Raw genomic sequence first — 26,545 nt, 5'->3', positions numbered from 1 at the left:
GTCAATCAGCTTTTGACGAGAAGCAGCGTCTCGCGAAGCACCTTCAACACGGCCGGAGCATCAATGCCCGTCACCACCTTCTGGCTGGGGAACGGTCTCCAGTCATCCGCCATGCCAAAACCGATCCGCTCGTCCATCTGGATCGTCTGACCGTCGGCGATACCACCGCAAACAACACGAACCGGCCCGGAGCGGGTTTCAAAAAGCTCAGGTGCCGCAGCATAGACGGCAGCGCAGCTGTCATGCACGATCATGCCTTCGAAACTGTCGTCGCCGATGCGGTCGTAGAAATCGAAATATTCCTGGCTCAGGTCGTTCAAAAGTTTGCCGCGTGCGCCGGTTGCTTCAGCAATGGAGGCCAGTTCAGCCCGCGTCATCGAGGTTTGATGCGTGATATTGAGCCCGATCAGCACCACTGGCCATGGGGCGGTGAAAGCCTTGTCGGCAGCTTCGGGATCACCATGGATATTGGCCTCAGCGGCTGGCGTGACATTGCCGCGGTGATCGAATGCACCGCCCATGACAACGACCTGCTTGACCAGCGAAGCAATGCCCGGATCACGCGACAGCGCGTTGGCCAGATTCGTCATGCGGCCAACGGCGACGATGACGATCTCATGCGGGTGGGCGCGCACGGTGTCGATGATGAACTGCGGAGCATCGCGCGGATCGGTTTCAAGACCCGTCACATCGGGATTGATGATCGGGCCGAGCCCGGTTGGTCCGTGAATGGCGCGCGGGGGAATATGGCTCACCCGGTTGGGCTCGAAATGCTGGCCAGCACCTTTGGCAACAGGGGCGGCAATATTCCATTCGCGTTTCAGGAAGAGCGCGTTATTGGTGGTTTCCTCGATATAGGCATTGCCGAAAACAGTGGTAATGCCGACCAGATCGATATCAGGATGGTTTTCCAGGAACAGGAGCGCCATGGCGTCATCAACGCCGGGGTCCGTATCGTAAATCACTTTTTGCATTCGCAATCTCACTTGTTCTTCTTATTCGAATGCGCGGGATGATTATCACGCCTCTTCAGGCCGCGCCAGCCGCTTTCTTCTTGCCGCGATTGCGAAGGACGTGGCTAAATTCCGCATTGTAGAGGTCACTGTCGCGGAATTCCTTTTGACCGAAAACCCGGCCAACGAGAATGAGGGCCGTGCGGGTGATCTTTTCCTTGCGCACCTCCTCCTTCATGCCATCCAGCGTGGTGTGGATGAACTTCTCATCCGGCCATGTGGCGCGATAGGCAATAATGACCGGGCAGTCTTCACCGTAATACGGCACCAGTGCATCGCGCACATAATTGAGGTTGCGGATCGACAGATGAATGGCCAGCGTCGCCCGCGACTTGCCAAGAATTTCAAGCGTCTCGAACTCCGGCATGGAGGATGCTTTCATGCCAGTGCGCGTGATGATGACAGTCTGGGCAATCTCCGGCAGCGTCAGCTCAGCCTTGAGCTTGGCTGCCGCCGCCGCAAAAGCGGGAACGCCCGGCACCACCTCGTAAGGAATATTCAGGGCATCGAGACGCCGCATCTGCTCAGCTGTCGCGCCATAAATCGACGGATCGCCGGAATGAACGCGGGCCACATCCTTGCCGTCTGCATGCGCCTTTTCCATCTCGGCGACAATGTCATCGAGATGCATGGGTGCCGTGTCCATGACCAAAGCACCCTCCGGTGCACATTTCACCGTCTCTTCCGGAACAAGGGAACCCGCAAACAGGCAGACCGGGCAGCTTTCAATAAGCTTCAATCCGCGCACGGTGATAAGGTCAGGAGCGCCAGGCCCTGCGCCGATAAAATAGACAGTCATTCTGCCGCTTCCTTCTTCATTCCAGTGTCTGCCTTGCCCGAATAGCCGCGCGGCGTATAAACCCATGTCTTGCCATCGCCGGTCGTCACGGTTCGGCTTTCAGACGAGCCGACGACAACGACGGTGAGCATATCCACGTCGTCCACATTCAACTCGCCCAGCGGAACGGTCCGCACGGTCTCGCCGTCTCGCCCAAGATTGGTGGCCAGCACCACAGGCGACGAGGCGGGGCGATATTTCAGGAGCTCATCGCGCGCCCAGGCAAGCTGCGTGCGCCGCTTCATGGACACGGGATTGTAAAAGGCAATCACGAAGTCACCCTCGCCTGCAGCACGCACACGCTTTTGAATATGCTCCCATGGGGTGAGCAGATCCGAAAGCGATATGGTGCAGAAGTCGTGGCCGAGAGGCGCGCCAATGCGGGCCGCAGCCCCCTGCAGCGCAGAAATGCCCGGCGAGCATTGAACCTCGATGCGGCGCGCTGCATCAGAAATGCCACCTTTTTCAAAGAGTTCGAACACCAGCGTCGCCATGGCATAAATGCCCGCATCCCCAGAGCAGACAAGCGCCACATCCTTGCCTTGCCCGGCCAGTTCCATGGCATGCACAACGCGCGCCTCTTCCTTGCCGAGGTCGAAATCGTGCCGCACCTTGCCTTTGGCAAGCGAACCCAACAAATCGAGATAGAGCGAATAGCCGACGAGATCGGACGCCGTCTCGACCATCTTGGAGACTTCCGGCGAACGCCAGTCGTCCGATCCCGGACCGATGCCAACGACAAAGAGCCGTCCGCGCGCACGGCCAATCGTCGAACTATCGATAATATCATCGGCCCGCGCGATTGCGGCCGTCGCGCCCTTCGATTTGATCTTCGGAAAAACCAATGCGCCACCGCTGCCGACAGCCGCAAGAGCCGCCCCTTCGGCCACACCGTGGCACCCGACCTCGGCAAAAACGATATCCGATGGATTGGCAAGACGCGGTGTTTCCGCCTCCAGCGTGGCCGCATCGAAGAACCGTGCCGGTACGCCGAAATGGTTTGCAACAGCCTGAATGGCCGCCTCGTCGGCCTTCACATCGATGGAGACAACAGCGGCAAGGCTCTCCGGCGCATAACCGCTTTCGGAAATGGCTTTTTCGGCAAGCGCGATGGCTTCGCCAATATCGCAGCCGCGCTCGCAGCCCATGCCAAGCGCCAATGTTGCCGGGTGATAGACCAGCTCCAATCCCTCCGCCTGTTTTGGCCTAACAGTGACAGTAAGCGTCACCGCCCCTGCATCCGAGAACGGCAGCGTGGATGCAACAAACCAGTCCGCGAGACCGGTCTTCTCCCCTTGGGGAGACGTGCCGAGCATGGCGAGGCGATGAGGGATTCCCTCTGAACCAGTTTGAGAACCCCTCATCCGCCCTTCGGGCACCTTCTCCCCAAGGGGCGAAGGAAGGAGCAGCCTCACATCCGCACCGGCCACCAGTTCTGCCATCACGGCCTTGGCGTTTTCGGGGTTGGCGAGCGTCAAACCTTCCGGCGGTTCGTCGAGCGCAACGCCGAAACGCAGATCACCTGCGGTCGTCACGGCAGCAAATCCGCTGATCGCAACAGCGATATCCCGCGCCAAATCATTGGCCCCATGATGGCCACCCAGTAGCGGCACGACGGATGAACCATCTTCGGCAACCGCAATCACCGGCGGCTCGGAATGTTTGTCATCGAGCAACGGCGCGAGAATGCGAATGACGGCACCAGACGCCATGACGGCTATGATGGGGCGACCGGCGCGAAAGAGAGACCGGATTTCTGACGCCGCGCTTTCAAACAGACGATCAGCGTCACTCACGCGCGCCTTGGCGCCCACAAGCTCGCCATCAATGGCATCGGCAATGGCGCGTCCGGTTTCCCGCGCGGAGTCGGAAAGAATGATGATAACCGGTCTGGTCATGGTCTTATGCTTTCGTTTCAATCGGCAGGCTGGCAATCCAGTCCTCCTGCCCTTTGTAGATCAGGATCAGCGAGAAATAAGGCGCAGCATCGTCTGCCACAGCCTTCAGCGGCATGATGCGCTCATTGTCGAGGCTGATGCGTTCGAGATAACCGGCGCTTTCCATAAGCCCCATGTCCGCAATCAGATCACGGATACGGGCAAAATGACGCCCGACTTTCATGATCGCAACGGCACCGGCTGCATCAATGCGCGCCCGCATCGTTTCAGTATCCACCGGACCGGGAATAACGGCGAGCACATCGTTGCGCGAGGTCATAGGGCGTTTCAATGCGGCAGCACCGGCCATGATGGAGGAGACGCCCGGCACGATTTCAATCTCAAAACGACCGGCCAGGCGTTCAAAAACATACATGAAGGAGCCATAAAAGAAGGGATCGCCTTCGCAGAGCACGGCGACATCGCTGCCAGCCTGCAAATGCCGGGCAATCTCTTCGGCCGATTGGTCATAGATTTCCTTCGCCGGATAGCGCTCCACCCGCATGGGCATGACCATGGCGATTTCAAGCTGGGCGGAGGTGATCCATTGACTGGCGATTTCACGCGCAAAGCTCGGCCCCGTATCGGGTGCAGGATAGGCAATCACCGGCACAGACGTCAAAATGCGGTGCGCCTTCAACGTGACCAATTCAGGGTCGCCAGGGCCAAGGCCGAGGCCATAAAGTTTGCCGCTCATTCCCAACCCTTTTCGACAGACCAGATGGTCACCGGCATCAGCGGCTTCCAACCGGAGAACCGACCAACCGGCTCCGCGCGCGAGACGGCGATACGTACCAGATCACCGCCCAATTGAGCGTGAAGCGAGGCAAGCGCCATCTCGCCCTCAACCGTCACGGCGTTGGCAACCATTCTGCCGCCGGGCTTCAAGGCCTCCCAGCAGGCTTCAAACACACCCTCGCCGCTCATGCCGCCGCCGATGAAGACCGCATCCGGCCGCTTCAATCCGTCCAGGGCGGCAGGCGCTCGACCCTCCACCACCTGCAAGGCAGGCACACCGAGGCGCGCGGCATTGTTGCGGATCATTTCGACGCGCGGGCTTTCAGCTTCCACAGCCACAGCCCGCCCACCGGTCCGCATCCACTCAATGGCAATCGACCCACAGCCTGCGCCAATATCCCATAGCAGCGCGTTCCGGTAAGGCCGCAGATGGCTGAGCGTAACCGCGCGAACTTCCTTCTTCGTCAGCTGGCCATCATGCTCGAAAGCATCGTCGTCCAACCCGGCAATCAGCGGATGGAAATGCGGTGCACGGATGCAGCGAATGCCGATCGTGTTGAAATCGGAAAAGTCGTGTTCGCCTTCGAGAATATCCTCGACCGTATATTGGCCGCTGCGCTCTGCCTCGCCCCCCATATGCTCGAGAACATGAATATGCGAGCCGCTGAAACCGTGGGCCTGTATCAATTCTGCAGCCTCGCGAATGGTGGAGGCATCGGAGGTCAGCGCAATAATACGAGCTGTTGGCTGAAGATAGCGCACGAGCGTTTCGACAGACCGCCCATGCAGCGAAATCTGGTCGACATCCTGCAACGGCCAGCCGAGCCGGCTTGCGGCCAGAGAAAATGCCGATGGAGACGGAATGATCCGCATCTCGTCAGCTTCAAAATGACGGCGCAGGGTCGCGCCTATGCCGAAATGCATCGGATCGCCGGTCGCCAGCACCGTGGTGGGACGCCCGCGAAGGGCAATCACTTTTTCCAGAACATCATGAAAGCCTTCTGCCCAATTGAGCACGGTTTTCGGCGGCATGCCTTCCAGCACCGTATCGAGCCGCTCGGAAACGACAATCGTATCGGCCTGCCAGATCAGCGAAAGCGCCGACGGTGAAAGGCTGGAAAGACCGTTATCGCCAATGCCGATAATCGTGAGCCATGGTTCCGGCTTTTCTTCAGACATTGGCGCCCAATCCTCCACCAAGCGCATTCACCGCTGCAGCCGCCATCGCCGAGCCGCCACGCCGCCCGCGAACTGCAATATAGGGGACCGTCCGGCTTCTGATCAGCAGTTCCTTTGATTCCGCCGCACCGACAAACCCAACCGGGAAACCAAGAATCAGCGCAGGCTTGGGGCCACCGGCAGCGATATTTTCCAGCAACCGGAAAAGTGCTGTCGGCGCATTGCCAATCGCAACCACCGCACCCTCCAGCCGGTCATTCCAGAAATCAACCTGGGCTGCCGAGCGCGTATTTCCGATCTCAGCAGCATGCGGGCGGACCCGCGTGTCATTCAACATGCAGATGACCTCGTTTCCGGCTGGCAGCAGGCGGCGGATAATGCCATGCGCCACCATTTCCACATCGACGAAAACGGGCGCGCCGCTGCGCAGAGCCTCCGTCCCCGCCTCATAAGCACCTTCCGAATAGGCTATATCCTGCATCAGATCGACCATGCCGCAGGCATGAATCAATCTGACAAAAACAGCTTCCATTCCCTTGGAAAGATTCGACAAATCCACCTCTTCGCGGATGGTCGCAAAGGACTGCCGGTAAATGTCCGCAGGATCGCGGATATAGTCGAATTCCGCGCTCACGTTACGGCTTCTTCAGGCTCTTCGGCCCCAGCGGGTGATCGGCATGCGGATAGGGCGGATGATGATGATCATGGTCGTGCGAATGGCCGTGATCATGCCCATGACCGTGATGATGGCCGTGATCATGGTGATGGTCATGCGCATCGTCGTGACCGCATCCGCAGTTCGGCCCGTGCACATGCTCGTCGCGCTGGTAGTCCGCTTCGCTCAGTTCTTCAGCCACGACATTTTCCAGCTTGGCATATTTGCCGCCAAGCGTGATCGAGACTGAATAATCAAAGGCGGGTTCCAGTGGCGCAGGTTCGGCATGGCTGTGAACCGGCGTCCAAGGCAGACCGTGCTTCTTGCAGAAATCCTCATCCCGGCAGGACGCATCGCAATCGCCGCCGCAGGGACAGTTTTCCAGACCACCGCCGATGCCCTCCACGTGGTGGTGATGGCTTTCCTGCGGCATGCCGACGGAATCCTCAAAGCCCAGAACCTGCTCACGGTATTTGCACATCTGGCAATTCATCAGCGCCTGGCCTTCAAGGATCTCCGAAACGCGATCCTGAAATGTATCAAGCACCAGCGGGTGATCGTTGAGGTAAGGCGCCTTTATGAACTGGATATCCGGATGGCGGGCCGCCACCTCGTCTGTGGCGGAATAAATGCGCTTCACCAGCACGCCGGTGAACAGGAAATACGGGAAAACGATAATGCGCTTGTAACCGAGGCGCGCGGCATGCGTCAGACCCGGCTCGACGAGCGGAAACGTCACGCCGGAATAGCAGGTTTCGCCCCAGCCGAACCCCATGCCTTCCCAGAGCATGCGCATGACCTTGGCGACATTCGAATTCGCATCGGGGTCAGACGCACCACGGCCCACAACCATCAGCATGGTGTCGTGAAGAGAAAGTTCGCCATGCTCGGCATTGGCGGCATCCACCGCCTCCTGGATCCGGTCGCCCGCAGCACGGATCATCTTCAGATCGATCCCGAGTTCGCGGCCGTAATTGACGGTCACGCCCGGATTTTGTGCCGCCCAGGTATTGAGAACCGAAGGAATGTCATTCTTGGCATGACCGGCAGCAAACAGCATGCCTGGCACAGCCAGAATGCGCGTCACACCTGCCGCTTTCAGCGTGTCCAGACCATGGCTAAGCACGGGATTGCAGAATTCAAGATAACCGTATTCAACGGGAAGATCGGGGTAGCGCTTGCGCAGCTCTTCGGCAATGGACGAAAATTCGCGCGCTGCATTCTGATTGCGGCTTCCGTGACCGCAAACCATGATTCCAAGTTTTTCTGCCATTTTGGCCTCCGCTTCATTCCCGAATGCACGAAGCGTCGAGCACGCCTTAAAAAGCCATGCACCAAAGCTGTCCCGACAGTTCCGGATAAGGCCCCTCTTTGGGTCAGCCGCACCAGATTTCGCTCAGCTCCCGCAACGGGGCACCGTCGTACATTTTGCTCTTCGGTGTTAGCTGATGCGAGCCAAGGGGTCAAACCGGATTGCGTCACGAAACACACCGATTGCGCCAAGCCTTTGTACTTGCGTTTTTCAATACCCGATGCAATAGCCGCTGAGGTTATTTCAAAGGCAACGTCATTGCACGAACTCGCGCTCCATATCGTCCTGTTGCTCGTTGCAGCAGCATTTCTCGCAGGCTTCGTTGATTCCATTGCTGGCGGCGGTGGGCTGATCACCATTCCGGCCTTCCTGATTGCCGGAATTCCGCCGCTGGAAGCACTTGGAACCAACAAATTGCAGGGTCTTTTCGGCTCCGGATCGGCAACGCTTGCCTATGCCCGCAAAGGTCATGTGAACCTGAAAGACCAGCTTTGGATGGCCGCATTTTCCTGCGGCGGATCAGCACTTGGCGCGCTTGCTGCCGCCTACGTACCGGGCGCGTGGCTGAAGGTCGCCCTGCCCGTCATCCTCATTGCCGTGGCGCTTTATTTCGCGCTCAAGCCAAACCTGAATGACGACGCGCGCGCAGCCCGCATGACACCATTTCTGTTCGGCCTCACCTTCGTGCCGCTGATCGGCTTTTATGACGGGATTTTTGGCCCCGGCACCGGCTCATTCTTCATGCTTGCCTTCGTCACCATGGCAGGCTTCGGCATTTTGAAGGCGACCGCGCATACGAAGCTTTTGAACTTCGCCTCCAACATCGGCGCTTTCGCCGTGTTTTCCTTTTACGGCGTCATCCTCTGGAAAATCGGCCTGATGATGGGCGTTGCGCAATTCCTCGGCGCACAGGCAGGTTCACGGCTGGCCATGAGAAACGGCGCAAAAATCATCAAGCCGCTTCTGGTCATCACCTGCATCGCACTGGCGCTGAAGCTGTTGAGCGATCCGGCAGGTCCAATGCGGATGTGGCTGGGTGTTTGAAACGAGGCTCGAGCTGGCAAACGCCCTCGCAGCCGTGGTTTAAAACTCAACACCCTTCTGCGCCTTGATGCCGGAGCGGAAAGGATGTTTCACCAGTTCCATTTCCGTCACCAGATCGGCGATTTCGATGATTTCATCCTTGGCGTTTCGCCCCGTCAGGATGACATGGGTCATGTCCGGCTTTTGCACTTTCAGGAAATCCACAACCTCATTGACATCGATATAGTCGTAGCGGATCGCAATATTGATTTCATCGAGCAAAACCATGGACTTTTCGCCGGATGCGATCAGCTCCTTGGCCTTTTCCCAGGCGGCCTGCGCGGCAGCCACATCGCGCGAACGGTCCTGCGTTTCCCAGGTAAAGCCCTCGCCCATCGTATGGAATTCGCAAATGTCGGAGAAGTGGGACATGATGAGATCACGCTCGCCCGTTTCCATACCGCCCTTGATGAACTGCACGACGGCACAGGGCATACCATAGGCGATGTGGCGGAAAATCATGCCGAAGGCTGCGGTCGATTTGCCCTTGCCCTTGCCGGTATGGACGATGATCAGGCCCTTTTCATCGGTCTTGGTCGACATGATCTTGTCGCGCGCGGCTTTTTTCTTGGCCATTTTGGCCGCGTGGCGGGCGTCGTCGTTACCTGTTTCTGTGTTTTCGCTCATCTGTCGCTCCCCGCGTCTTCGTTCACTTTCACAAACCAAATGCGCTGCGGCAGGCCATTAACGGACGGAAGCCTGCCTATTTCGGTAAAGCCTTCCCGCAGATAGAATTTGGGTGCCTGAAAATCGAATGTATCGACATAGACGCCCGCAAGACGGCGCGATTTGGCAAGTTCATGCGCCTTCTCCAGCAACTTGGCACCGATGCCGGAACTGCGCAAATCCGGGCGGACAGCCAGAAACCGAATATATAGCCAGCCTTGCAGAACCTCGCCGGAAAGACCACCCGCGAAATTTCCATCCCCGTCGGTCGCCCGAAAGTTCACCGGCTCGTCTTGGAATGACTGTCCCACCGCCTTCGAAGCTTCGTCCAGCAGCTTGATTGTTTCCTTGACAAACGCGTCCGGTTCAGTGCTGACGGACGTGATCACGATGTCATTTGTTGCTTGTCCCATCGTTTCTCCTCTCCAAAGATTATGTCCGGGCCGGCCTTGAAATGTCCTCCAGCGTGAAACGGGCAGAATTCGAGCGCGGCTCCCAAAGGCCGCGATCAGCCGCCTCCATGAAGCGCTCTGCCAGTTCTTTCAGCGCAGGCGCATTCTTGTCCGCCATGAATTCACGCACCGCATCATCAGCGATGAAAGCCTGATAGGCGGCCTCGAAATGATGGCTTCGCACAGCCCCGGTGGTTGCCGAAAAAGCAAACATATAATCAACCGTCGCGGTGATTTCGAACGCACCTTTATAGCCATGCCGCATGACACCGGCGATCCATTTCGGGTTGACCACCCGTCCGCGAACGACGCGCGAAATCTCCTCTTCCAGCGAACGGATCACCGGGCGCTCGGGCCGCGAATGGTCGTTGTGATAGATAGCGGGTCGTTCGCCCTTCAGGTGCTCCACAGCCGTCGTCATACCACCTTCGAACTGGTAATAATCGTCGCTGTCGAGAAGATCGTGTTCGCGGTTATCCTGGTTCTGGATGACGGCCTCGACGGATTTGAGCCGTGTTTCGAAAAGCCCGCGTTCAGCGCGCCCTTCTTCGCCCGCACCATAGGCGTAGGAACCCCAGACGAGATAGCTTTCGGCCAGATCGGCTGCATCCTCCCAGCCCTTTTCGTCAATCAGTGCCTGAAGGCCGGCACCATAGGCCCCCGGCTTGGAGCCGAAGACGCGAAAACCTGCCTTGCGTGCAGCCTCCGCCTCATCGTCGCCCGCCAAGATCAGCCTGGACTGCTCTGCGCGCATACGCGCGGCAATGGGGTTGTCACTTTCCTCTTCGTCCAACGCACCCACAGCGCGCACCGCCTTATCGAAAAGCGCGATCTGATCGGGAAAGGCATCACGGAAAAAGCCGGAAATGCGCAAGGTGAGATCGACGCGGGGTCGCCCAAGGCTCGCCACAGGCACGATTTCGTAGCCCGTGACCCGAAGCGAGGCCGAATCCCAGACCGGCTTGGCACCGATCAAGGCCAAAGCCTGGGCAATATCATCGCCGCCGGTGCGCATATTGGAGGTGCCCCAGGCAGTCAGCGCGAAGGATTTCGGCCAATCGCCATGATCCTGCACATAGCGCGTCACCAGAAGTTCGGCTGACTTTCGCCCAAGCTCCCAGGCCGTCTGCGTCGGCACCGCACGGCAGTCTACGGAGTAAAAATTCCGCCCCGTGGGCAACACATCAGGCCGCCCCCGCGTTGGCGCACCGGAGGGCCCCGGCGCGACAAAGCGACCGGAAAGACCGCGCAGCAGCCCTTCAATTTCACATGCGCCGGATTGAATTACATTCGGCTTTAGGCGGCTTTCGATTTCTGAAAGCACGGCCTGTGTCTGCCCCCAGCCTTCCGGACATTCGGCTTCACCGGCAACCAGCGCCGCTGCCAAAAGCTCAATCCGCTCCACCGTATCACCGGCTGTGCGCCATGGATCACTTGAAACAGACAACAACATTTGCGGCTTCGGACCGGCCCACACCTCCGCCATCGCGCAATTGAGCGGATCGAATTCCACGCTCCACTGTTGTGCGGCACGCTGAAAGACATCGCGCGCAATGGCGCGCTGAAGGCTTGCACTTCCGCCCTCGCCCAACCAGCGTGGCACACGCGCCAGCGCCACGCACAGATCGGTCAGCAACCGCCCCTCGGGCGCGACACCGAACACATGCAGGCCATCGCGGATCTGCATTTCCTTCAGATCGCAAAGCAAGGCGTCCAGTTTTTGCAGGGCGGCATCTTCATTGTCGGATTTCTCAATGCCGGCGTCATGGTCGAGGCCAATGTCGGCAACCAGCTCCAGTATCTTCTTCGACAAGAGCTTCAAGCGCCGCGGATCCCCACCGGCAGCCTGATAATATTCATCCACCAGCGCTTCGAGATCCTTGAGTGGTCCGTAACTTTCCGCGCGCGTCAGAGGCGGCGTCAGGTGATCAATGATGACGGCGGAGGTGCGGCGTTTCGCCTGCGTACCCTCGCCGGGATCATTGACGATGAACGGATAAAGCTGCGGCACCGCACCAAACACGGCCTCCGGATAGCAGGCTTGCGAAAGCGCCAGCGCCTTGCCCGGCAACCATTCCAGATTGCCATGTTTGCCCATGTGGACGATGGCATCCGCATTGAACTGCTCACGCAGCCAGGCATAAAAGGCAAAATAGCCATGTGGCGGCACAAGGTCCGGCGAATGGTAAGTTTCTTTCGGGTCGATATTGTAGCCGCGCGCAGGCTGGATGCCGATAGCAACCTCTCCAATCGTCGAAAGCGGCAGCGCAAACGCCCCATCCCGGAAATAGGGATCATCCTCAGGCGAACCCCATTTGCCCGTCACCTCATCTTGAATCCTTTTGGGAAGACGCGCGAAGAAATCCTTGTAATGACTCAATGAAAGCGTTTCGCGAATTTCGCGCCCGTCATTACCGGCATTGGTCGGCCCGGCCATCAGCCAGTCCATCAAGGCATCGCCGTCTGCAGGAATTTCACCTACCGAGTAGCCCGCCGCCTTCATCGCTTTCAGCACTTCCACCGTGCCTGCCGGTGTATCAAGACCGACGCCGTTTCCAAGCCTGCCGTCTCGGTTCGGATAGTTGGCCAGCACCAGCGCGACATTGCGTTCGCCCACCGCTTTTGCCCGCAGCCACGCCCATCTGGCAGCAAGTTCGGCCACATGTGCAATCCGGTCTTTTTCAGGCTGAAGTGCAACGATATTGGCTTCGACCTGCTCGTCATAAACGGCAGCGGATTTGAAGGAGACCGCACGCGTCATCACCCGGCCATCTGTCTCCGGCAGTGCCACATGCATGGCAAGATCGCGCGCAGAAAGCCCCTGTGTTGATCCTTCCCACACTTCCCTTGACGATGAGGAAAAGACAGCCTGCAGCACCAATGCACCACCTTCATCCAATACGCCCGGCTGGTACGTTTCGCCCGGCGGCGAAACCGCAAAGCCCGTCGCATTGATCACCACATCGGGCGAAACCTTGCCGAAAACATGCCGCACGGTGTCTTGCGACACCTGATCCTTGAGGCTGGAAACGAATATCGGCAGAGCACGAATGCCACGCTCTTCAAGCGCCTCGATAAGTGCCTGCACAGGTGCGGTAGCGCCGGATTGAACCAGCGCGCGGTAGAAGCAGATGGCTGCCAAACCGGTCTTCTCCCCCTGGGGAGAAGTGCCGAGCAAATCGAGGCGATGAGGGGTTCCCACTGCGCTTGCCTGAGAACCCCTCATCCGCCCTTCGGGCACCTTCTCCCCAAGGGGAGAAGACAGAAGACCCTGCCACTCATCGACACCAATCACACCCCTGCCCGGCCACCAGATTCCGGCCTTCAAAAGCGGCTGCGCGGGCGCAGGCTTTTCGGTCTCGACAAGCAATGCGTCGCAATAATCGAGAAACAGCCCGGCATTTGCCGCGCCGCCCTCGATCAGATAGGACCAGAGCGCTTGGCGGTCCGCTTCGCTGACGGTGGAATAGTCGGCAAGCGGCGGATCGGGCTTGTCATCGCCCGGCAAAACGGCAATCTGCAGGCCGTTTTTCTGCGCTGCCGCATGGAATGCTTCAAGAAGATACTGGAAATAGCCGACACCGCCGAGCGCGCGCACGACGATGAGCTTCGCATGCTTGAGCGTCCGTTCGACATAGGTATCGACCGACATCGGATGACGCAGGCTCATCAGGCTCGCAAGCCTGAGTGAGGCACCCTCGCGCCCCTTGGCCGCAGCAGCAATGGCAGACAGTTCCGTATCGGCAGCTGAGAGAAAGACAATATCGCCCGGCGACTGGCCGAGGTCCACGGCCTCGCCGCCATCGGCAATCGTTCCCTTTTGCGCCATCAGAAGGTGCAATGGTCTTCTCCCGGCTTACCGCCTGCCATTCGGTCAATCAAATGGCTTTGATCGCAGCCTGCACTGCCACATCATCCATCTCGTCGTGCAGGCCGATGACAACCAGCTTTGTGGAACGCACTTCATTGGCACCCCAAGGTCGGTCAAAATACGTCTCTATGCGGCTGCCAACAGCCTGAATGACAAGCCGCATGGGCTTGCCCGGCACATCGGCAAAACCTTTCAGGCGCAAAATGTCATGTTCGTCGATGATCGCTTTCAGGCTGTCTGCAAACGCGGCCGGATCGGCAACCGGGCCGTAGTCCACGACAAAGCTCTCGAATTCGTCATGATCATGGTCGTGCGCTTCACCATTCTCATGCTCAAGCTCATGATGCGATTTGCGGTTGGCGATATCATCTTCCGTGCCAACCCCCAGACCTAAAAGAACCGAGGCTGGAACGTCGCCGCCGCGCGATTCCACCATTTTCGGCTTACGCGAAATGGCATTGGCAACGGTATTGCGAACACCGGAGAGCGCGTTCTCGTCGAGAAGATCGGCCTTATTGAGAATGATGAGGTCGGCAGCCGTCAGCTGGTCTTCGAAGAGCTCTTCCAGCGGGCTCTCGTGATCCAATTCTTCGTCTGCGGCACGTTGCGCATCAAGCGCATCATGATCGTCAGCAAACCGACCAGCGGCAACAGCTGCGCTATCAACCACCGTCACCACACCATCAACGGTCACCTGCGTCTTGATGCCCGGCCAGTTGAAGGCTGCAACCAGCGGCTGGGGCAGCGCCAGGCCGGATGTTTCGATGACGATATGATCGGGCCGGTTTTCACGCTCCAGAAGGCGCTCCATCGTGGGGATGAAATCATCGGCAACCGTGCAGCAGATACAGCCATTGTTCAGCTCGATAATATCGTCCTCGGTGCAGTTTTCCGCCCCGCAGCCCTTCAACACTTCGCCATCGACGCCCAGGTCGCCGAACTCGTTGATGATCAGCGCGATCTTCTTGCCATTTGCATTGGCAAGCAAGTTGCGGATCATCGTTGTCTTGCCCGCGCCGAGAAAGCCGGTAATCACCGTAGCCGGTATTTTCTGCATGTTGTTATCCCTTCAACTTGAGCGGCAGGCCTGCGGCGACGAGGTAGACCGCCTCGGCTTGCGCTGCGATTTTTTGGTGGAGTGAACCGGCGAGATCGCGAAACTGCCGCGCCATGGCATTTTCCGGCACGATCCCCATCCCGACTTCGTTGGAAACGAAAATAATATGCGCACGAACGCCGCTGAGCTGATTGAGAAGCGCTTCGAAAGCCGCATCCATATCGCTCTCACCCATCATAAGGTTGGTGACCCAAAGCGTGAGGCAGTCCACCAGGATCGTGTTGTTGGCATTGTCGAGAGAGGCAATTGCCGCAGAAAGCTCGACAGGCGCTTCGTGCGTTGTCCAGAGCCCACCACGGCGCTGACGGTGGGTGGCAATGCGCTCGCGCATTTCATCATCCCAGGCCTGGCCTGTGGCAATATAATGAAGCGCCTGACCGGATTGCACGGCAAGCTGTTCCGCAAACGCGGACTTGCCGGACCGCGCGCCACCCAAAACGAGGGTGACGCGGCTCATCGTCCGGCTCCAGAACTGGAGTTGTCTTCAACCCGCGCCAAAACAACCTCCGTGTTCGCCAAGCGCAAAAACAAAAATCGAATGGCAGGTCTCCTGGCTCGCGGATCCGGTCTTTCAAAAGACCAGCGGACAGCCCTCACCTTCCCGGCATCAACGGTGCTTGAGAAAAGGCGGACGATTCGTAGATATTGAGGCGTCCAACCCCTGCTGATCCCTGCACCATGCCAGTGGCTTTTCAGTTGGCCGGTTTCCGCACCATGCGAAAATCTCTTTTCCAGCCAGCTGCCGGGCCGTCCTCACCACTCTACAGTCGCGGGGTCGGCTGCGATTTAAGCGTCCTGATGGATACGCCCGTCGCATTCCCTTTTCATCCCGTTGGCCATCAGCCGCCGGGAACCATTCACATGACAAAAGAGATAGGCATTGCGACCGGCCAAAGTCAATCCATCAATCTTGAAAGCCAGTCCTTGTCCAAGACCGCCTCAAGTTCTGTCGCGACCTCATCCAGCGCCGTCTCAACGCCCTGTCGATAGGACTGACCGCCGCCTTGAATGCCGAAATCGGCCAGCAGCGCTGCGCGGTAGGCATCCGAGGTGAAAAGACCATGCAGATACGTCCCCATCACCCGGCCATCAGGTGAGATCGCTCCGTCAGGACGATTGTCGATCAATGCAAAGGGCCGCGCGCAATCGGCACCGCGTGTGTCGCCAAGATGAATCTCATACCCCTCCAGGGCCACATCATATTGAAGCGAGCGCGCTACCGAATTGCGCACGGTTTTCTCCCGCGCCATCTCGGTTTCAATATCAAGTAGACCAAGCCCCTCGATGTCGCGATCCTCGCCCTCAAGCCCCAAAGGATCAGTTACGCGCCGCCCCAGCATCTGATAACCGCCGCAAATGCCAATCACACGCCCACCGCGCCGCATATGGGCCTGAAGATCGCGATCCCAGCCATTGGCTCTCAGCGCCTTCAAGTCCCCGATGGTGGACTTCGAACCCGGTATGACAACCAATCCCGCATCCGCAGGCAATGGCATGCCCGGTTTGACGAATTCTAGCTCCACCTGCTCTTCAGCAGAAAGCGGATCGAGATCGTCGAAATTGGCTATACGCGGCAGCATGGGCACCGCGACCTTGAGCGCCGCCTTGCCTTTCGAGACAAGCCGCTCCAGCACCACGGAATCCTCCGCCGGCAGACGCGATGCTGCCTTTAACCACGGTACGACGCCAAAACAGTTCCAGCCGGTAAAAGCTTCAATCTGGCGAATACCGTCATCAAACAGCGAAACATCGCCGCGAAACTTGTTGATGATGTAACCGGTCACCATCTGGCGATCTTCGTCAGGAAGGATCGTATGCGTGCCGACGAGCGACGCGATCACGCCGCCGCGGTCAATGTCCCCCACCAGAACCACAGGCACGTCAGCTGCCGTCGCAAAGCCCATATTCGCTATATCGCCGGCGCGCAGGTTGATTTCGGCCGGTGAGCCCGCGCCTTCGACAACCACCAGATCGGCGTCCGTCTTCAAGCCCTCGAAACTTTCGAGGACGAATTGAAGAAGCTCAGGCTTAAGTCGCTGATAATCCTTACCCTTTGCCTGACCGTAAACCCGGCCCTGCACGATGATCTGACTGCCATTGTCCGTCTGCGGCTTCAATAGAACCGGGTTCATGTGCACGGACGATGGCACGCGGCAGGCCATCGCCTGCAGCCACTGCGCCCGCCCGATCTCGCCGCCATCATCGGAGACCGCGGCATTGTTGGACATGTTCTGTGGTTTGAAGGGCCGAACCTTGAGACCGCGATTGGCAGCGATACGGCAAAGGGCAGCCACCAGCACCGTCTTGCCGACATCAGAACCGGTTCCCTGCAACATGATCGTCTTTGTCATGCAAGGTTGGTTATCATCGGGAAATCATTTTAGAAAGCGCGAAAACCGTGCCAGCCAAACAAAGCTGCACGGTCTGCCAAAACGCAGGCTACTCCGGTCGAAAATACGCTGATCCGAAGCACGCAATCTTCCGGTACGCAGTACCTGATCCGGAAGTCGGCAGCGTTTGTCCCGCTGCGAGGACTACTATTAGCGACACATTCTTACCGGGAGGTTATTGAGACCTTAAGGAAGAATGAAAACGCGATTTTTTTGGGTAAACGCGCGATTTTTTTCTGCAGTGCGGCATCGCCCGGAGCAACGCACCCAAATTCGCAATTGCAATCATTTAAAGATTCCTTCAGTGACTTGATTAGATTTTTTCTGAAAGGCAGACCCATGACCATGACCAACCCGCTGAGCGAACTCCTTGCTGAAAAGGGCGTATTGATGGCTGACGGTGCAACAGGCACAAACCTGTTCAACATGGGGCTGGAAGCCGGCGAACCGCCGGAACTTTGGAACGAAGATAAGCCTGAAAACATCGTCAAACTGCATCAGGATTTTGTTGATGCCGGTGCCGATATCATTCTGACCAACTCCTTTGGCGGCACGCGTCATCGCCTGAAACTGCACAAGGCCGAAGATCGCGTTTTCGAACTGAACAAGAAGGCGGGAGAAATCGCCCGCAGCGTGGCGGACAAGGCCGATCACAAGGTCATTGTGGGCGGATCGGTCGGACCGACCGGCGAACTGCTCATCCCGCTCGGTGCCATGTCCTATGAAGATGCGGTTTCTTCCTTCAAGGAGCAGATGGAAGGCCTGAAAGCCGGTGGCGTCGATGTCATCTGGATCGAGACCATGTCCTCGCCCGACGAAATCCGTGCAGCTGCCGAAGCGGCCATCGCGGTGGATATGCCCTATGTCTACACAGGCTCGTTCGACACAGCGGGCAAGACCATGATGGGCCTTCACCCCAAGGACATGGGTGCCGTGGCTGATGATATGGCCTCAATGCCGCTGGCATTCGGTGCCAATTGCGGCGTTGGCGCACCCGATATCCTCTCTTCACTTATCGACATGACAGCTGCAAGCCCGGACGCGACGGTAATCGTGAAGGGCAATTGCGGCATTCCCGAATATCACGGCGCGGAAATCCGCTATTCGGGCACCCCGGCTCTGATGGCCGAATATGCGCATCTGGCGATTGATGCGGGTGCAAAGATCATTGGCGGATGCTGCGGCACCTCCTGCGACCACCTGAAATCGATCCGCGCGGCCATCGACAGCCATACGCCAGGCCCGCGCCCCACGGTGGATGACGTCGTCACGCGTCTCGGCCCGCTGCGCAACAAGGCGGCGGACGATGGAGCCCCTGCAGCAGAACGCCGCCGCTCGCGCCGCCGCGGCTGATTGCCAAGCCTGAGCAACTTTTTGCCGATTTGACCATAGCCCTTTCCGGCTCGGTTTTCCTATGATGCGGGAAAGGAACACGATTCGGAGGGCCAGCGCATGAACGCCAATCCGGCACTTTTCCCCGGACGGGAAACCATTGCGAGCAAACTGACAAGCCTAGAAGAGGCCGACAAAGCGCTGATCGTCGCTGCGCTGGAAAAAGGCGAACAGGACGATCTCTTTCTGGAGGGGCTGCAGCTTTACCTCGATCAGCAAAGCAAAGCGCGTTTCTTGAATTCGCTGAAGCTCAGCCAGACGGGCGAATGGCTGGGCTCCATCGCGCCTAACCGGCTGCAGGTCAGGATTATGGAAGCGGCCCGTTCCAGCCAGCACGCCGCCTATGCCGCATTTCGCGAGGGACTGTCGAAGTCGGGCGGCATGGACCGTGCCTTTCCGCCATCGCCGATCTGACTGCAGGTCAGATATCCAAAGCCCGCATATGAAAAACAATTTGCTCGGTCGGATAGCGATACGCTTCGCCGACCGGGCAGGCGTTGCGGGCCAGACAGCCTTTTATCATGCAACCGGATTGCCCTGCCGCGCTTGAAAGGTAGCTCCGGCAGGCTTTCACGTCGAAACTTGCTGGATCGACGGCATCGACCGGGCAGCTATTAAGGCACGGTTTTTCCAGGCAGCCTTCACAGGGAAAATCACGCACATGGGCAGCCGATACACGCAATGGCTCTGCAAAACCGAGCGCCCCGCGATAGCCGTGCCAGAGCCCGTATTCGGGATGGATCAATAAACCAAGCGGTGATGCCTGAAGCCCCTCTGCCTTGACCGCCCATTGTTGAAACGGCCACCAGGGCGTGTCTGAAGGATAATAGGCAGCAGCGGAAAACGCATCGGCTATTGGCTGAATGACGGCACGTGACCAATTATCCAGCGGATGCACCCCACCCCCATCCGGCTGACTTTTGCGCCACGCACTGAACGGCTGCCAGACAGAGCCACCGACATTACCAAGCAGAACGACAATGCGGGCAAAGCCATCACCGACCGGCGGCCCCTCGCCTTCATCAAAGGAAACGGCACCGCGCAGCAATATGCCGTGCGGTGCCAATCGTTCTTCAATCGAGGCCAACAGATTCAACTCTATCGCCCTTTGTAATGAGGACGCCAGACGTCTTTCTGGATCAAGTCCGCAACGTCCGACTGACCGCCACTCTCCCTGGCTTCGGGACCCTTTCAGGAGAAAGCGTCAGGAACAGCAGCCTTCTTCTCTGCCATATAGGCCAGCAAAGCGTCGTCGATTGCCGGATCAAGTTCAGGCGCGACATAGGCTTCCAGCCAGGACTTGCAAAGCGCATTGGCACGATCTTCCATCCGCTTCTGGCCTTCGATTTCCCACTGTTCGAACGAGTTATTGTCCATCAGCGCCGAACGGTAGAATGCCGTCTGGAAATTGGCCTGCGTATGCGCGCAACCGAGATAGTGGCTTCCCGGACCGACCTCGCGGATTGCATCCATCGCCTGACCGTCGGCAGTGAGGTTCACGCCCTCGGCCATCCGCTGCAGCATGCCGAGCTGATCCTGATCCATCATGAACTTCTCGTAGGACGCAACCAGACCACCTTCCAGCCAACCTGCCGCGTGTAGCACGAAGTTCGTGCCCGCGAGCAATGTCGTGTTCAGCGTGTTGGCCGATTCGTACGCGGCCTGCGCATCGGGGACCTTCGAGCCGCAGAGCCCACCGCCCGTACGGAACGGCAGGCCAAGGCGACGGGCAAGCTGTGCCGCACCGTAGGAAACCAATGACGGCTCAGGCGTTCCGAATGTCGGCGCACCCGACTGCATGGAAATCGAGGCCGCAAACGTACCGAAGAGAACCGGCGAACCCTTGCGGATCAGCTGGGTGAAGGAGGCTCCCGCCAGAACTTCGGCCAGGATCTGCGTCAACGTGCCGGCAACCGTGACCGGGCTCATGGCACCGGCCAGAATGAACGGCGAAACAACACTCGCCTGATTGTGGCGCGCATAGACCTTCAATGCACCCAGCATGGTCTCGTCGAAAACCATCGGCGAGTTGGCGTTGATGAGGTTCAGCATGACCGTGTTGTTTTCAACGAAGTCATCGCCAAAGACCAATTTGGCCATGGCAACGGAATCCTCTGCACGTTCAGGTGCCGTCACCGAGCCCATGAAAGGCTTATCCGAATAGCGGATATGGCTGTAGACCATATCGAGGTGACGCTTGTTCACTGCAATATCGACCGGCTCGCAAACCGTTCCGCCGGAGGAGTGCATGGAGGGCGCCATGTAGGCGAGCTTCACGAAATTTCGAAAGTCTTCAATCGTCGCATAACGGCGGTTGCCATCGAGATCGCGGACGAAGGGCGGTCCATAAACCGGCGCGAACACGGTGCCCTTGCCACCAATTTCAACGGAACGCTCCGGATTGCGGGCATGCCAGGTGAATTTCGAAGGCGCCGTTTTCAACAGCTCGCGGCAGAGACCTTTGGGAAAATGTACACGCTGGCCTTTGACATCCGCGCCGGCTTCTTTCCAAAGCGCAAGCGCTTCTTCGTCGTCGCGAAATTCAATACCCACCTCTTCCAGAACGATATCGGCATTAGCCTCGATCAGGGAAAGGCCCTCCTCGTCCAGAACCTCGTATTCCTTGATCTTGCGCGTAATGAAGGGAAGTGACGGGCCCGGACCCACAGCGCCACGTGTTGCACGGCGTGCTGCAGCACCGCGACCGGCGCGCGCCTTGCGTCCGCCACCCGTGCTGTCCATGCCGGCATCATATTCCATTTCTGGCATTGAGCTATCTTGATCCATCTCGGTCCTCAAAACGAAAAAGGTCCGGCTCCTCACCGGTGTCACACGTAATCTAGTCCAAAGCAGAAAGCTGTCATGATCTAATTGCGCCACACGAGACGCTGATAGCGAAACTTGGGTGAAGGGCCGTCCCGTCGCATTCACGTCGCCACGCGTCGTAATCAAAAACAAACATTCCGCAAAATTACGGCTTATTATATGAACGTGGAAGGGAATCCACGGGATCGTCCCAGCTCTATCAACCAGGGTATTCATCAATGTCCGACGACGAAATCATCCTTTCCGAACTTTCCGACGAAGATCTCGTGCAGCAGATGCATGATGACCTTTACGATGGCCTCAAAGAAGAAATCGAGGAAGGCACCAATATCCTTCTTGAGCGTGGCTGGGCCCCTTACAAGGTGCTGACAGAAGCTCTGGTTGAAGGCATGCGCATTGTTGGTATCGACTTCCGCGATGGCATTCTCTTCGTGCCGGAAGTTCTGCTGTCCGCCAACGCTATGAAGGCCGGCATGTCGATCCTGCGCCCGCTTCTGGCCGCAACCGACGCCCCCAAACAGGGCAAGATGGTCATCGGCACCGTCAAGGGCGACATCCACGACATCGGCAAGAACCTCGTCGGCATGATGATGGAGGGTGCAGGCTTTGAAGTGGTTGACCTCGGCATCAACAATGACGTCGACGCCTATCTCGCAGCCATCGAGAAGGAACAGCCCGACATTCTCGGCATGTCCGCCCTGCTCACCACCACCATGCCCTATATGAAGGTCGTGATCGACACGCTGAAGGAAAAGCAGATCCGCGACGATCTGATCGTGCTCGTCGGCGGCGCGCCGCTGAATGAAGAATTCGGCAAGGCTGTCGGTGCAGACGCCTATTGTCGCGATGCCGCGGTCACTGTTGAAACGGCAAAGGATTTCATTTCCCGCAAGCACAACAGCATGGGCCGCTGAGAGCAGCTACGAACGGTTGAGAGAAAAAGAAAGCGCGGCCTTCTAAAACCGCGCTTTTTTCATTGCTTAGAATGAGTTGGCGACATCGTTGCCGGCTTGCCGGGTCGCTTCAACGGCGTTTGACGTGTCGCGGCCAATCCCGCGGATCGTGTTGCCGCAGGAAGAAAGCAGTGTCACGGCAGCCAGAGCGACTGCAATTTTGGAAAGCGTGCGATAAGATTGCATCTGTGTCCCGATCCCATTTCTAAATTATAGTTGAAGGACGCCACGCGGAATGGACCAAATTATGGCAGAGCCGGTCAAAAGCGACAAAATCAAGGTCATTGCCTGTGGCGCAATCGCCCGGGAAATTGTCGACATCTGCGACCAGCGGGGGCTGGACCATATCGACCTGACCTGTCTGCCGGCCATCTGGCATATCCGCCCGGAAAAGATTGCACCGGGTTTGCGCGAAAAGATTGCAGAGGCCCGCAGCGACGGCTTTGAACGCATCTATATCGGTTACGCGGAATGCGGCACCAGGGGCGAAGTCGACAAGATATGTGACGAAGAAGGCATTGCCCGCCTGCCCGGCCCGCACTGTTACGCCTTTTACACCGGCGTTGAGAAATTCATGCACACAAGCGGTGACGACATCACCTCCTTTTACCTTACCGATCTCATCGCAAGACAGTTCGAGGCCTTTATCATCGAACCGATGAAACTCGACAAACACCCGGAACTGATCGGCATGTTCTTCGGCAATTACCAAAAGCTCGTCTATCTGGCGCAGACAGTGGACGAAGAGCTTCAAGCAAAAGCGAAGTGGGCGGCCGACTATCTGGGTCTGCAATACGAATACCGCTTCACCGGCTACGGCGACCTTGAACCGGAATTGACGAAAGCCAACGGCTGACGGGCACCAGGCGCATTGCACGATCATCATTGTTTTCACAAGGCGACGCCCACGTCGCTTTTGAATTGTGCGCACGTCGCGACAAGTGCAGTGAACGGGGCGGACTGCGTGCATTCTCATCTGCATATTCTATGGCCGCGACAATGGTCGGCGGGGGAGCAGGAATGGCAGATTGCATCATTGTCTATTGGCGGGACATACCCGCGCAGGTCATTGTCAAGAAAGGCCGCAACAACGCCAAGCGTGAGCTTTCTTTGCGCTTTACCGAAGCCATCGACATGGCCGCAATGCGTTCCGGCGCTGCCGAAACCGACGACTATCTGGCCGAATGGCGCAAGGGGGAACCAACAAGCGTAAGCGACGATCTGGAGGCGGAAGCCGACAAGGCTGCCGCCGCAATCGAAGCCGAATACGACAAGGAGCGCCTGGTTGCGCTCGTCAAAACAGGGGGACGCACCGATGGCCAAGAAGGCTGAAGCAACCGCCTACGTTCCATCCGGCGTTTCGCCATCGCGTCGCCTGCGTCGGCGTTTTGCAATCCGGCTCTGGTCGGTGCGAAACTCGCGCATGCTCGAGTGGTTCTATGAGCGTTTTTCAAACGTCTTCCTGCTTCTGCATCCGGTCTGGAAAGGCATTGGCTACAAACGTGTCGAAGCGCCGGTCAAATTTGTCGAGGCACAGGTCAAAGGCCTGCTGTTTGACTGTCGCATGTGCGGCCAGTGTGCCCTGTCGTCAACAGGCATGAGCTGCCCGATGAACTGTCCCAAGCAGCTGCGCAACGGTCCATGCGGCGGCGTGCGCGCAAATGGACACTGTGAAGTCGAGCCGGACATGCCCTGCGTTTGGGTACAGGCCTGGCAGGGCTCGCGCAACATGAAGAAGGGGGACGCGATCTTGAACGTTCAAAAGCCGGTCGATCAGTCCATTCGCGAAACCTCAGCCTGGCTGCGCGTGACCGCCAATGCCGCAGCAGCCAAGGAAGGCGAAGGAGCAACCAGCAAATGAATGCCGCTGACGTCAACCCGAACGATATCGGATCGCCGCTCGATCCCCTGCCCGGCCACTCGTCGCGCGGCCGTCTGGAGCGCATTCTGCGCCGCGGCGAATTCGCGGTTACGACCGAGCTGAACCCGCCAGACAGCGCCGACCCGCAGGATGTCTACGACCGTGCGGCCATTTTCGAAGGCTGGGTGGACGGTATCAACGCGGTGGATGCATCCGGCGCAAATTGCCACATGTCATCCGTCGGCATCTGCGCGCTGCTGACCCGCATGGGCTATGCACCGATCATGCAGATATCAGCCCGCGACCGAAACAGGATCGCCATTCAGGGCGACGTTCTCGGCGCGTCGGCCATGGGTGTGCAGAACATCCTCTGCCTCACCGGCGACGGCGTACAGGCAGGCGATCAACCGGGCGCCAAGCCCGTCTTCGATGTCGACTGCATGTCTATGCTCGAAATCATTCGCACCATGCGGGACGAATCAAAGTTTCTTTCGGGTCGCAAGATCACCTCACCACCCAATGTGTTCCTGGGTGCGGCCATCAACCCCTTCGCGCCGCCGTTCGACTTCCGTCCGCACCGCCTCGCCAAGAAGATCGCAGCCGGCGCGCAGTTCGTGCAGAGCCAGTACATTTTCGATATTCCGATGTTCAAGGAATATATGAAACGCGTGGTCGATATGGGCCTGCATGAGAAATGTTACATCTTGGGCGGCGTTGGTCCCATGGCATCGGCCCGCACGGCCAAGTGGATCCGCGCCAATGTTCCCGGCATCCATATTCCCGACGATATCATCAAGCGCCTGGAAGGCGCTGAAAATCAGAAGGATGAAGGCAAGAAGATCTGCATCGACATGATCAACGAGGTGAAGGAAATCGAAGGCGTTTCCGGCGTCCACGTCATGGCCTACCGGCAGGAAGAATATGTCGCTGAAATCGTGCATGAATCGGGCGTGCTGAAAGGCCGCAAACCCTGGAAGCGCGAAATGAGCCAGGCCGATATCATCGCTGCTGCGCGCAACGACACAATACAAAGCGGTGAAGTGCAAAAGCCGCAGGAAATGGCTGGAGAGGCCGCAGGCAACTCGTAAACACATTGGTCTTTGTCCGGTATTCGGCAAAGACGAACCAACAGACCGACTTCGGTGGACAGACAGGAAAAATCATGACCCGCACACTCGTTGCTTCCGCTACAAGGGAAATCTACATCGGCTTCGACCAGCCCTTCTGCGTCATTGGCGAACGCATCAACCCGACCGGCAGAAAGAAGCTTGCCGCCGAAATGGTCGAAGGCAATTTCGAAACCGTGAAAAAGGATGCGCTTGAACAGGTCGCAGCCGGCGCCACCATGCTGGATGTGAATGCAGGCGTGACCGCCGTTGACCCGAACGCGACCGAACCGGACCTGCTCGTGCAGACCCTGGAGATCGTGCAAGGTCTCGTCGATGTCCCGCTCTCCATCGACAGCTCTGTGACAGCCGCCATCGAAGCTGCCCTGAAGGTTGCCAAGGGTCGTCCGCTCGTCAACTCCGTGACCGGCGAGGAAGAAAAGCTCGAAGCCATTCTGCCTCTCTGCAAGAAATATGATGTGCCGGTGGTGGCGATTTCCAACGACGAATCGGGCATCTCCATGGACCCGGACGTGCGTTTTGCCGTGGCGAAAAAGATCGTCGAGCGCGCCATGGACCATGGCATCAAGCCCGAAGACGTGGTCGTTGATCCGCTCGTCATGCCGATTGGCGCACTGGGCGATGCAGGCCGCCAGGTTTTCTCGCTGCTTTACCGTCTGCGCAACGAATTGAAGGTCAACACGACCTGCGGCCTGTCGAATATTTCATTCGGTCTTCCGCACCGTCACGGCATCAACGCCGCCTTCATTCCGATGGTGATCGGTGCCGGCATGACATCGGCCATCATGAACCCCTGCCGCCCGCAGGAAATGGAAGCCGTGCGCGGCGCCAACGTTCTGAATGGCACGGATGAAAACTGCTCGACCTGGATCATGACCTATCGCGACCATCAGCCGGCAGCCGCCGGTGCCACACCGGCAGCAGCTGCTGCTCCGGCAGCCGGTGGGCGTGGCGGTCGCCGCGGTGGCCGCGCTGCGCGCGTTGGCGGCGGGGCATGAAACAAAGGGACTGGAACTTGTAGAATATACGATTGTTTCACAGAAAAACGATCAGAACCGCCGTCATGGAAGCCGGCGGTTCTTTGGCCTGAAACGGCAAGTAAAATCGCGCCGAAAAAGCAGCAGCTTTCGGAACA

Annotated in this window: 25 protein-coding genes and 1 riboswitch; of the genes, 9 read left to right on the top strand and 16 right to left on the bottom strand. The window is 58.2% G+C overall.

Annotated elements, in window-relative coordinates; genetic code table 11:
• Positions 1-5: 5 nt before the first annotated feature.
• The 7 genes from NHF56_RS06125 to NHF56_RS06095 are packed head-to-tail and all read right to left on the bottom strand — an operon-like array spanning position 6 to position 7,633.
• Positions 6-974 (bottom strand): nucleoside hydrolase, encoded by a 969-nt coding sequence (locus NHF56_RS06125; protein ID WP_252802536.1) that lies wholly within the window; start codon positions 972-974, stop codon positions 6-8.
• A 55-nt stretch (positions 975-1,029) separates the two neighbouring features.
• Entirely contained in the window at positions 1,030-1,812 is a 783-nt protein-coding gene (cobM, locus tag NHF56_RS06120) for a precorrin-4 C(11)-methyltransferase (RefSeq protein WP_252802534.1), read from the bottom strand.
• A complete protein-coding gene (cobJ, locus tag NHF56_RS06115) occupies positions 1,809-3,749 on the bottom strand; it encodes a precorrin-3B C(17)-methyltransferase (RefSeq protein WP_252802532.1) in 1,941 nt (646 codons plus the stop codon). The genes cobM and cobJ overlap by 4 nt, the downstream gene beginning before the upstream one ends.
• 4 nt (positions 3,750-3,753) lie before the next feature.
• Positions 3,754-4,485: a precorrin-2 C(20)-methyltransferase gene (gene cobI, locus NHF56_RS06110; RefSeq protein ID WP_252802530.1), complete on the bottom strand. Its 732-nt coding sequence runs from the start codon at positions 4,483-4,485 to the stop codon at positions 3,754-3,756.
• On the bottom strand, positions 4,482-5,705 hold the full coding sequence (gene cbiE, locus NHF56_RS06105) for a precorrin-6y C5,15-methyltransferase (decarboxylating) subunit CbiE (RefSeq protein WP_252802528.1): 1,224 nt from the start codon (positions 5,703-5,705) through the stop codon (positions 4,482-4,484). Before cbiE ends, cobI begins: the two co-directional genes overlap by 4 nt.
• Positions 5,698-6,339, bottom strand: coding sequence for a precorrin-8X methylmutase (locus tag NHF56_RS06100; RefSeq protein ID WP_252802527.1), 642 nt, complete (start codon positions 6,337-6,339; stop codon positions 5,698-5,700). Before NHF56_RS06100 ends, cbiE begins: the two co-directional genes overlap by 8 nt.
• Position 6,340: 1 nt before the next feature.
• Entirely contained in the window at positions 6,341-7,633 is a 1,293-nt protein-coding gene (locus tag NHF56_RS06095; RefSeq protein WP_252802526.1) for a sirohydrochlorin chelatase, read from the bottom strand.
• 297 nt (positions 7,634-7,930) lie between these two features.
• Between NHF56_RS06095 and NHF56_RS06090 the strand changes: the two genes are divergently transcribed.
• Positions 7,931-8,716 carry a TSUP family transporter gene (locus NHF56_RS06090; RefSeq protein ID WP_252802525.1) on the top strand — a complete coding sequence of 262 codons (786 nt, stop codon included), beginning with the start codon at positions 7,931-7,933 and terminating at the stop codon, positions 8,714-8,716.
• Positions 8,717-8,755: 39 nt separating this feature from the next.
• Here NHF56_RS06090 and cobO read toward each other — a convergent pair whose 3' ends face one another.
• From cobO to NHF56_RS06060, 6 genes are all read right to left on the bottom strand, one after another.
• Entirely contained in the window at positions 8,756-9,382 is a 627-nt protein-coding gene (gene cobO / locus NHF56_RS06085) for a cob(I)yrinic acid a,c-diamide adenosyltransferase (RefSeq protein WP_252802524.1), read from the bottom strand.
• Positions 9,379-9,834: a GNAT family N-acetyltransferase gene (locus tag NHF56_RS06080; RefSeq protein ID WP_252802523.1), complete on the bottom strand. Its 456-nt coding sequence runs from the start codon at positions 9,832-9,834 to the stop codon at positions 9,379-9,381. The genes cobO and NHF56_RS06080 overlap by 4 nt, the downstream gene beginning before the upstream one ends.
• 19 nt (positions 9,835-9,853) lie before the next feature.
• Positions 9,854-13,714, bottom strand: a complete 3,861-nt coding sequence (cobN, locus tag NHF56_RS06075; protein ID WP_252802522.1) for a cobaltochelatase subunit CobN — start codon at positions 13,712-13,714, stop codon at positions 9,854-9,856.
• A 37-nt stretch (positions 13,715-13,751) separates the two neighbouring features.
• Complete coding sequence (cobW, locus tag NHF56_RS06070) at positions 13,752-14,801, bottom strand: cobalamin biosynthesis protein CobW (RefSeq protein ID WP_252802520.1); 1,050 nt, start codon at positions 14,799-14,801, stop codon at positions 13,752-13,754.
• Between the two features lie 4 nt (positions 14,802-14,805).
• Complete coding sequence (gene cobU / locus NHF56_RS06065; RefSeq protein ID WP_252802517.1) at positions 14,806-15,318, bottom strand: bifunctional adenosylcobinamide kinase/adenosylcobinamide-phosphate guanylyltransferase; 513 nt, start codon at positions 15,316-15,318, stop codon at positions 14,806-14,808.
• Between the two features lie 65 nt (positions 15,319-15,383).
• Positions 15,384-15,734, bottom strand: a riboswitch (cobalamin riboswitch).
• A 23-nt stretch (positions 15,735-15,757) separates the two neighbouring features.
• On the bottom strand, positions 15,758-17,212 hold the full coding sequence (locus tag NHF56_RS06060; protein ID WP_252802515.1) for a cobyric acid synthase: 1,455 nt from the start codon (positions 17,210-17,212) through the stop codon (positions 15,758-15,760).
• A 378-nt stretch (positions 17,213-17,590) separates the two neighbouring features.
• Between NHF56_RS06060 and bmt the strand changes: the two genes are divergently transcribed.
• The gene (bmt, locus tag NHF56_RS06055) at positions 17,591-18,604 is read left to right on the top strand and encodes a betaine--homocysteine S-methyltransferase (RefSeq protein WP_252802513.1); all 1,014 of its coding nucleotides are present in this window, start codon (positions 17,591-17,593) and stop codon (positions 18,602-18,604) included.
• A 99-nt stretch (positions 18,605-18,703) separates the two neighbouring features.
• The gene (locus NHF56_RS06050; RefSeq protein ID WP_252802511.1) at positions 18,704-19,057 is read left to right on the top strand and encodes a hypothetical protein; all 354 of its coding nucleotides are present in this window, start codon (positions 18,704-18,706) and stop codon (positions 19,055-19,057) included.
• A 7-nt stretch (positions 19,058-19,064) separates the two neighbouring features.
• Here NHF56_RS06050 and NHF56_RS06045 read toward each other — a convergent pair whose 3' ends face one another.
• The gene (locus NHF56_RS06045) at positions 19,065-19,739 is read right to left on the bottom strand and encodes a ferredoxin (RefSeq protein WP_252802509.1); all 675 of its coding nucleotides are present in this window, start codon (positions 19,737-19,739) and stop codon (positions 19,065-19,067) included.
• Positions 19,740-19,834: 95 nt separating this feature from the next.
• Entirely contained in the window at positions 19,835-21,403 is a 1,569-nt protein-coding gene (locus tag NHF56_RS06040) for a trimethylamine methyltransferase family protein (RefSeq protein ID WP_373456288.1), read from the bottom strand.
• A gap of 284 nt (positions 21,404-21,687) precedes the next feature.
• Between NHF56_RS06040 and NHF56_RS06035 the strand changes: the two genes are divergently transcribed.
• Positions 21,688-22,383 carry a B12-binding domain-containing protein gene (locus NHF56_RS06035; RefSeq protein WP_252802505.1) on the top strand — a complete coding sequence of 232 codons (696 nt, stop codon included), beginning with the start codon at positions 21,688-21,690 and terminating at the stop codon, positions 22,381-22,383.
• A 66-nt stretch (positions 22,384-22,449) separates the two neighbouring features.
• Here NHF56_RS06035 and NHF56_RS06030 read toward each other — a convergent pair whose 3' ends face one another.
• Entirely contained in the window at positions 22,450-22,608 is a 159-nt protein-coding gene (locus NHF56_RS06030; protein ID WP_252802503.1) for an entericidin, read from the bottom strand.
• A gap of 49 nt (positions 22,609-22,657) precedes the next feature.
• Here NHF56_RS06030 and NHF56_RS06025 point away from each other — a divergent pair, with 49 nt between their 5' ends.
• The 5 genes from NHF56_RS06025 to NHF56_RS06005 all read left to right on the top strand — a co-directional run bounded on the left by NHF56_RS06025 (position 22,658) and on the right by NHF56_RS06005 (position 26,408).
• Positions 22,658-23,278, top strand: a complete 621-nt coding sequence (locus NHF56_RS06025) for a DUF1638 domain-containing protein (RefSeq protein ID WP_252802501.1) — start codon at positions 22,658-22,660, stop codon at positions 23,276-23,278.
• 164 nt (positions 23,279-23,442) lie between these two features.
• Complete coding sequence (locus NHF56_RS06020) at positions 23,443-23,754, top strand: virulence factor (RefSeq protein WP_252802498.1); 312 nt, start codon at positions 23,443-23,445, stop codon at positions 23,752-23,754.
• Positions 23,738-24,283, top strand: a complete 546-nt coding sequence (locus tag NHF56_RS06015; protein ID WP_252802496.1) for a methylenetetrahydrofolate reductase C-terminal domain-containing protein — start codon at positions 23,738-23,740, stop codon at positions 24,281-24,283. The genes NHF56_RS06020 and NHF56_RS06015 overlap by 17 nt, the downstream gene beginning before the upstream one ends.
• Positions 24,280-25,371, top strand: coding sequence for a methylenetetrahydrofolate reductase (locus tag NHF56_RS06010; RefSeq protein WP_252802494.1), 1,092 nt, complete (start codon positions 24,280-24,282; stop codon positions 25,369-25,371). Before NHF56_RS06015 ends, NHF56_RS06010 begins: the two co-directional genes overlap by 4 nt.
• Positions 25,372-25,445: 74 nt before the next feature.
• On the top strand, positions 25,446-26,408 hold the full coding sequence (locus NHF56_RS06005; protein WP_252802492.1) for a methyltetrahydrofolate cobalamin methyltransferase: 963 nt from the start codon (positions 25,446-25,448) through the stop codon (positions 26,406-26,408).
• The last annotated feature ends 137 nt before the right edge of the window (positions 26,409-26,545 follow it).

The organism is Rhizobium sp. L1K21, assembly GCF_024055895.1.
GTDB lineage: Bacteria > Pseudomonadota > Alphaproteobacteria > Rhizobiales > Rhizobiaceae > Ensifer_A.
The sequence above is the reverse complement of the archived record's forward strand: the minus strand, read 5'-3'. Positions and strand labels throughout refer to the sequence as shown.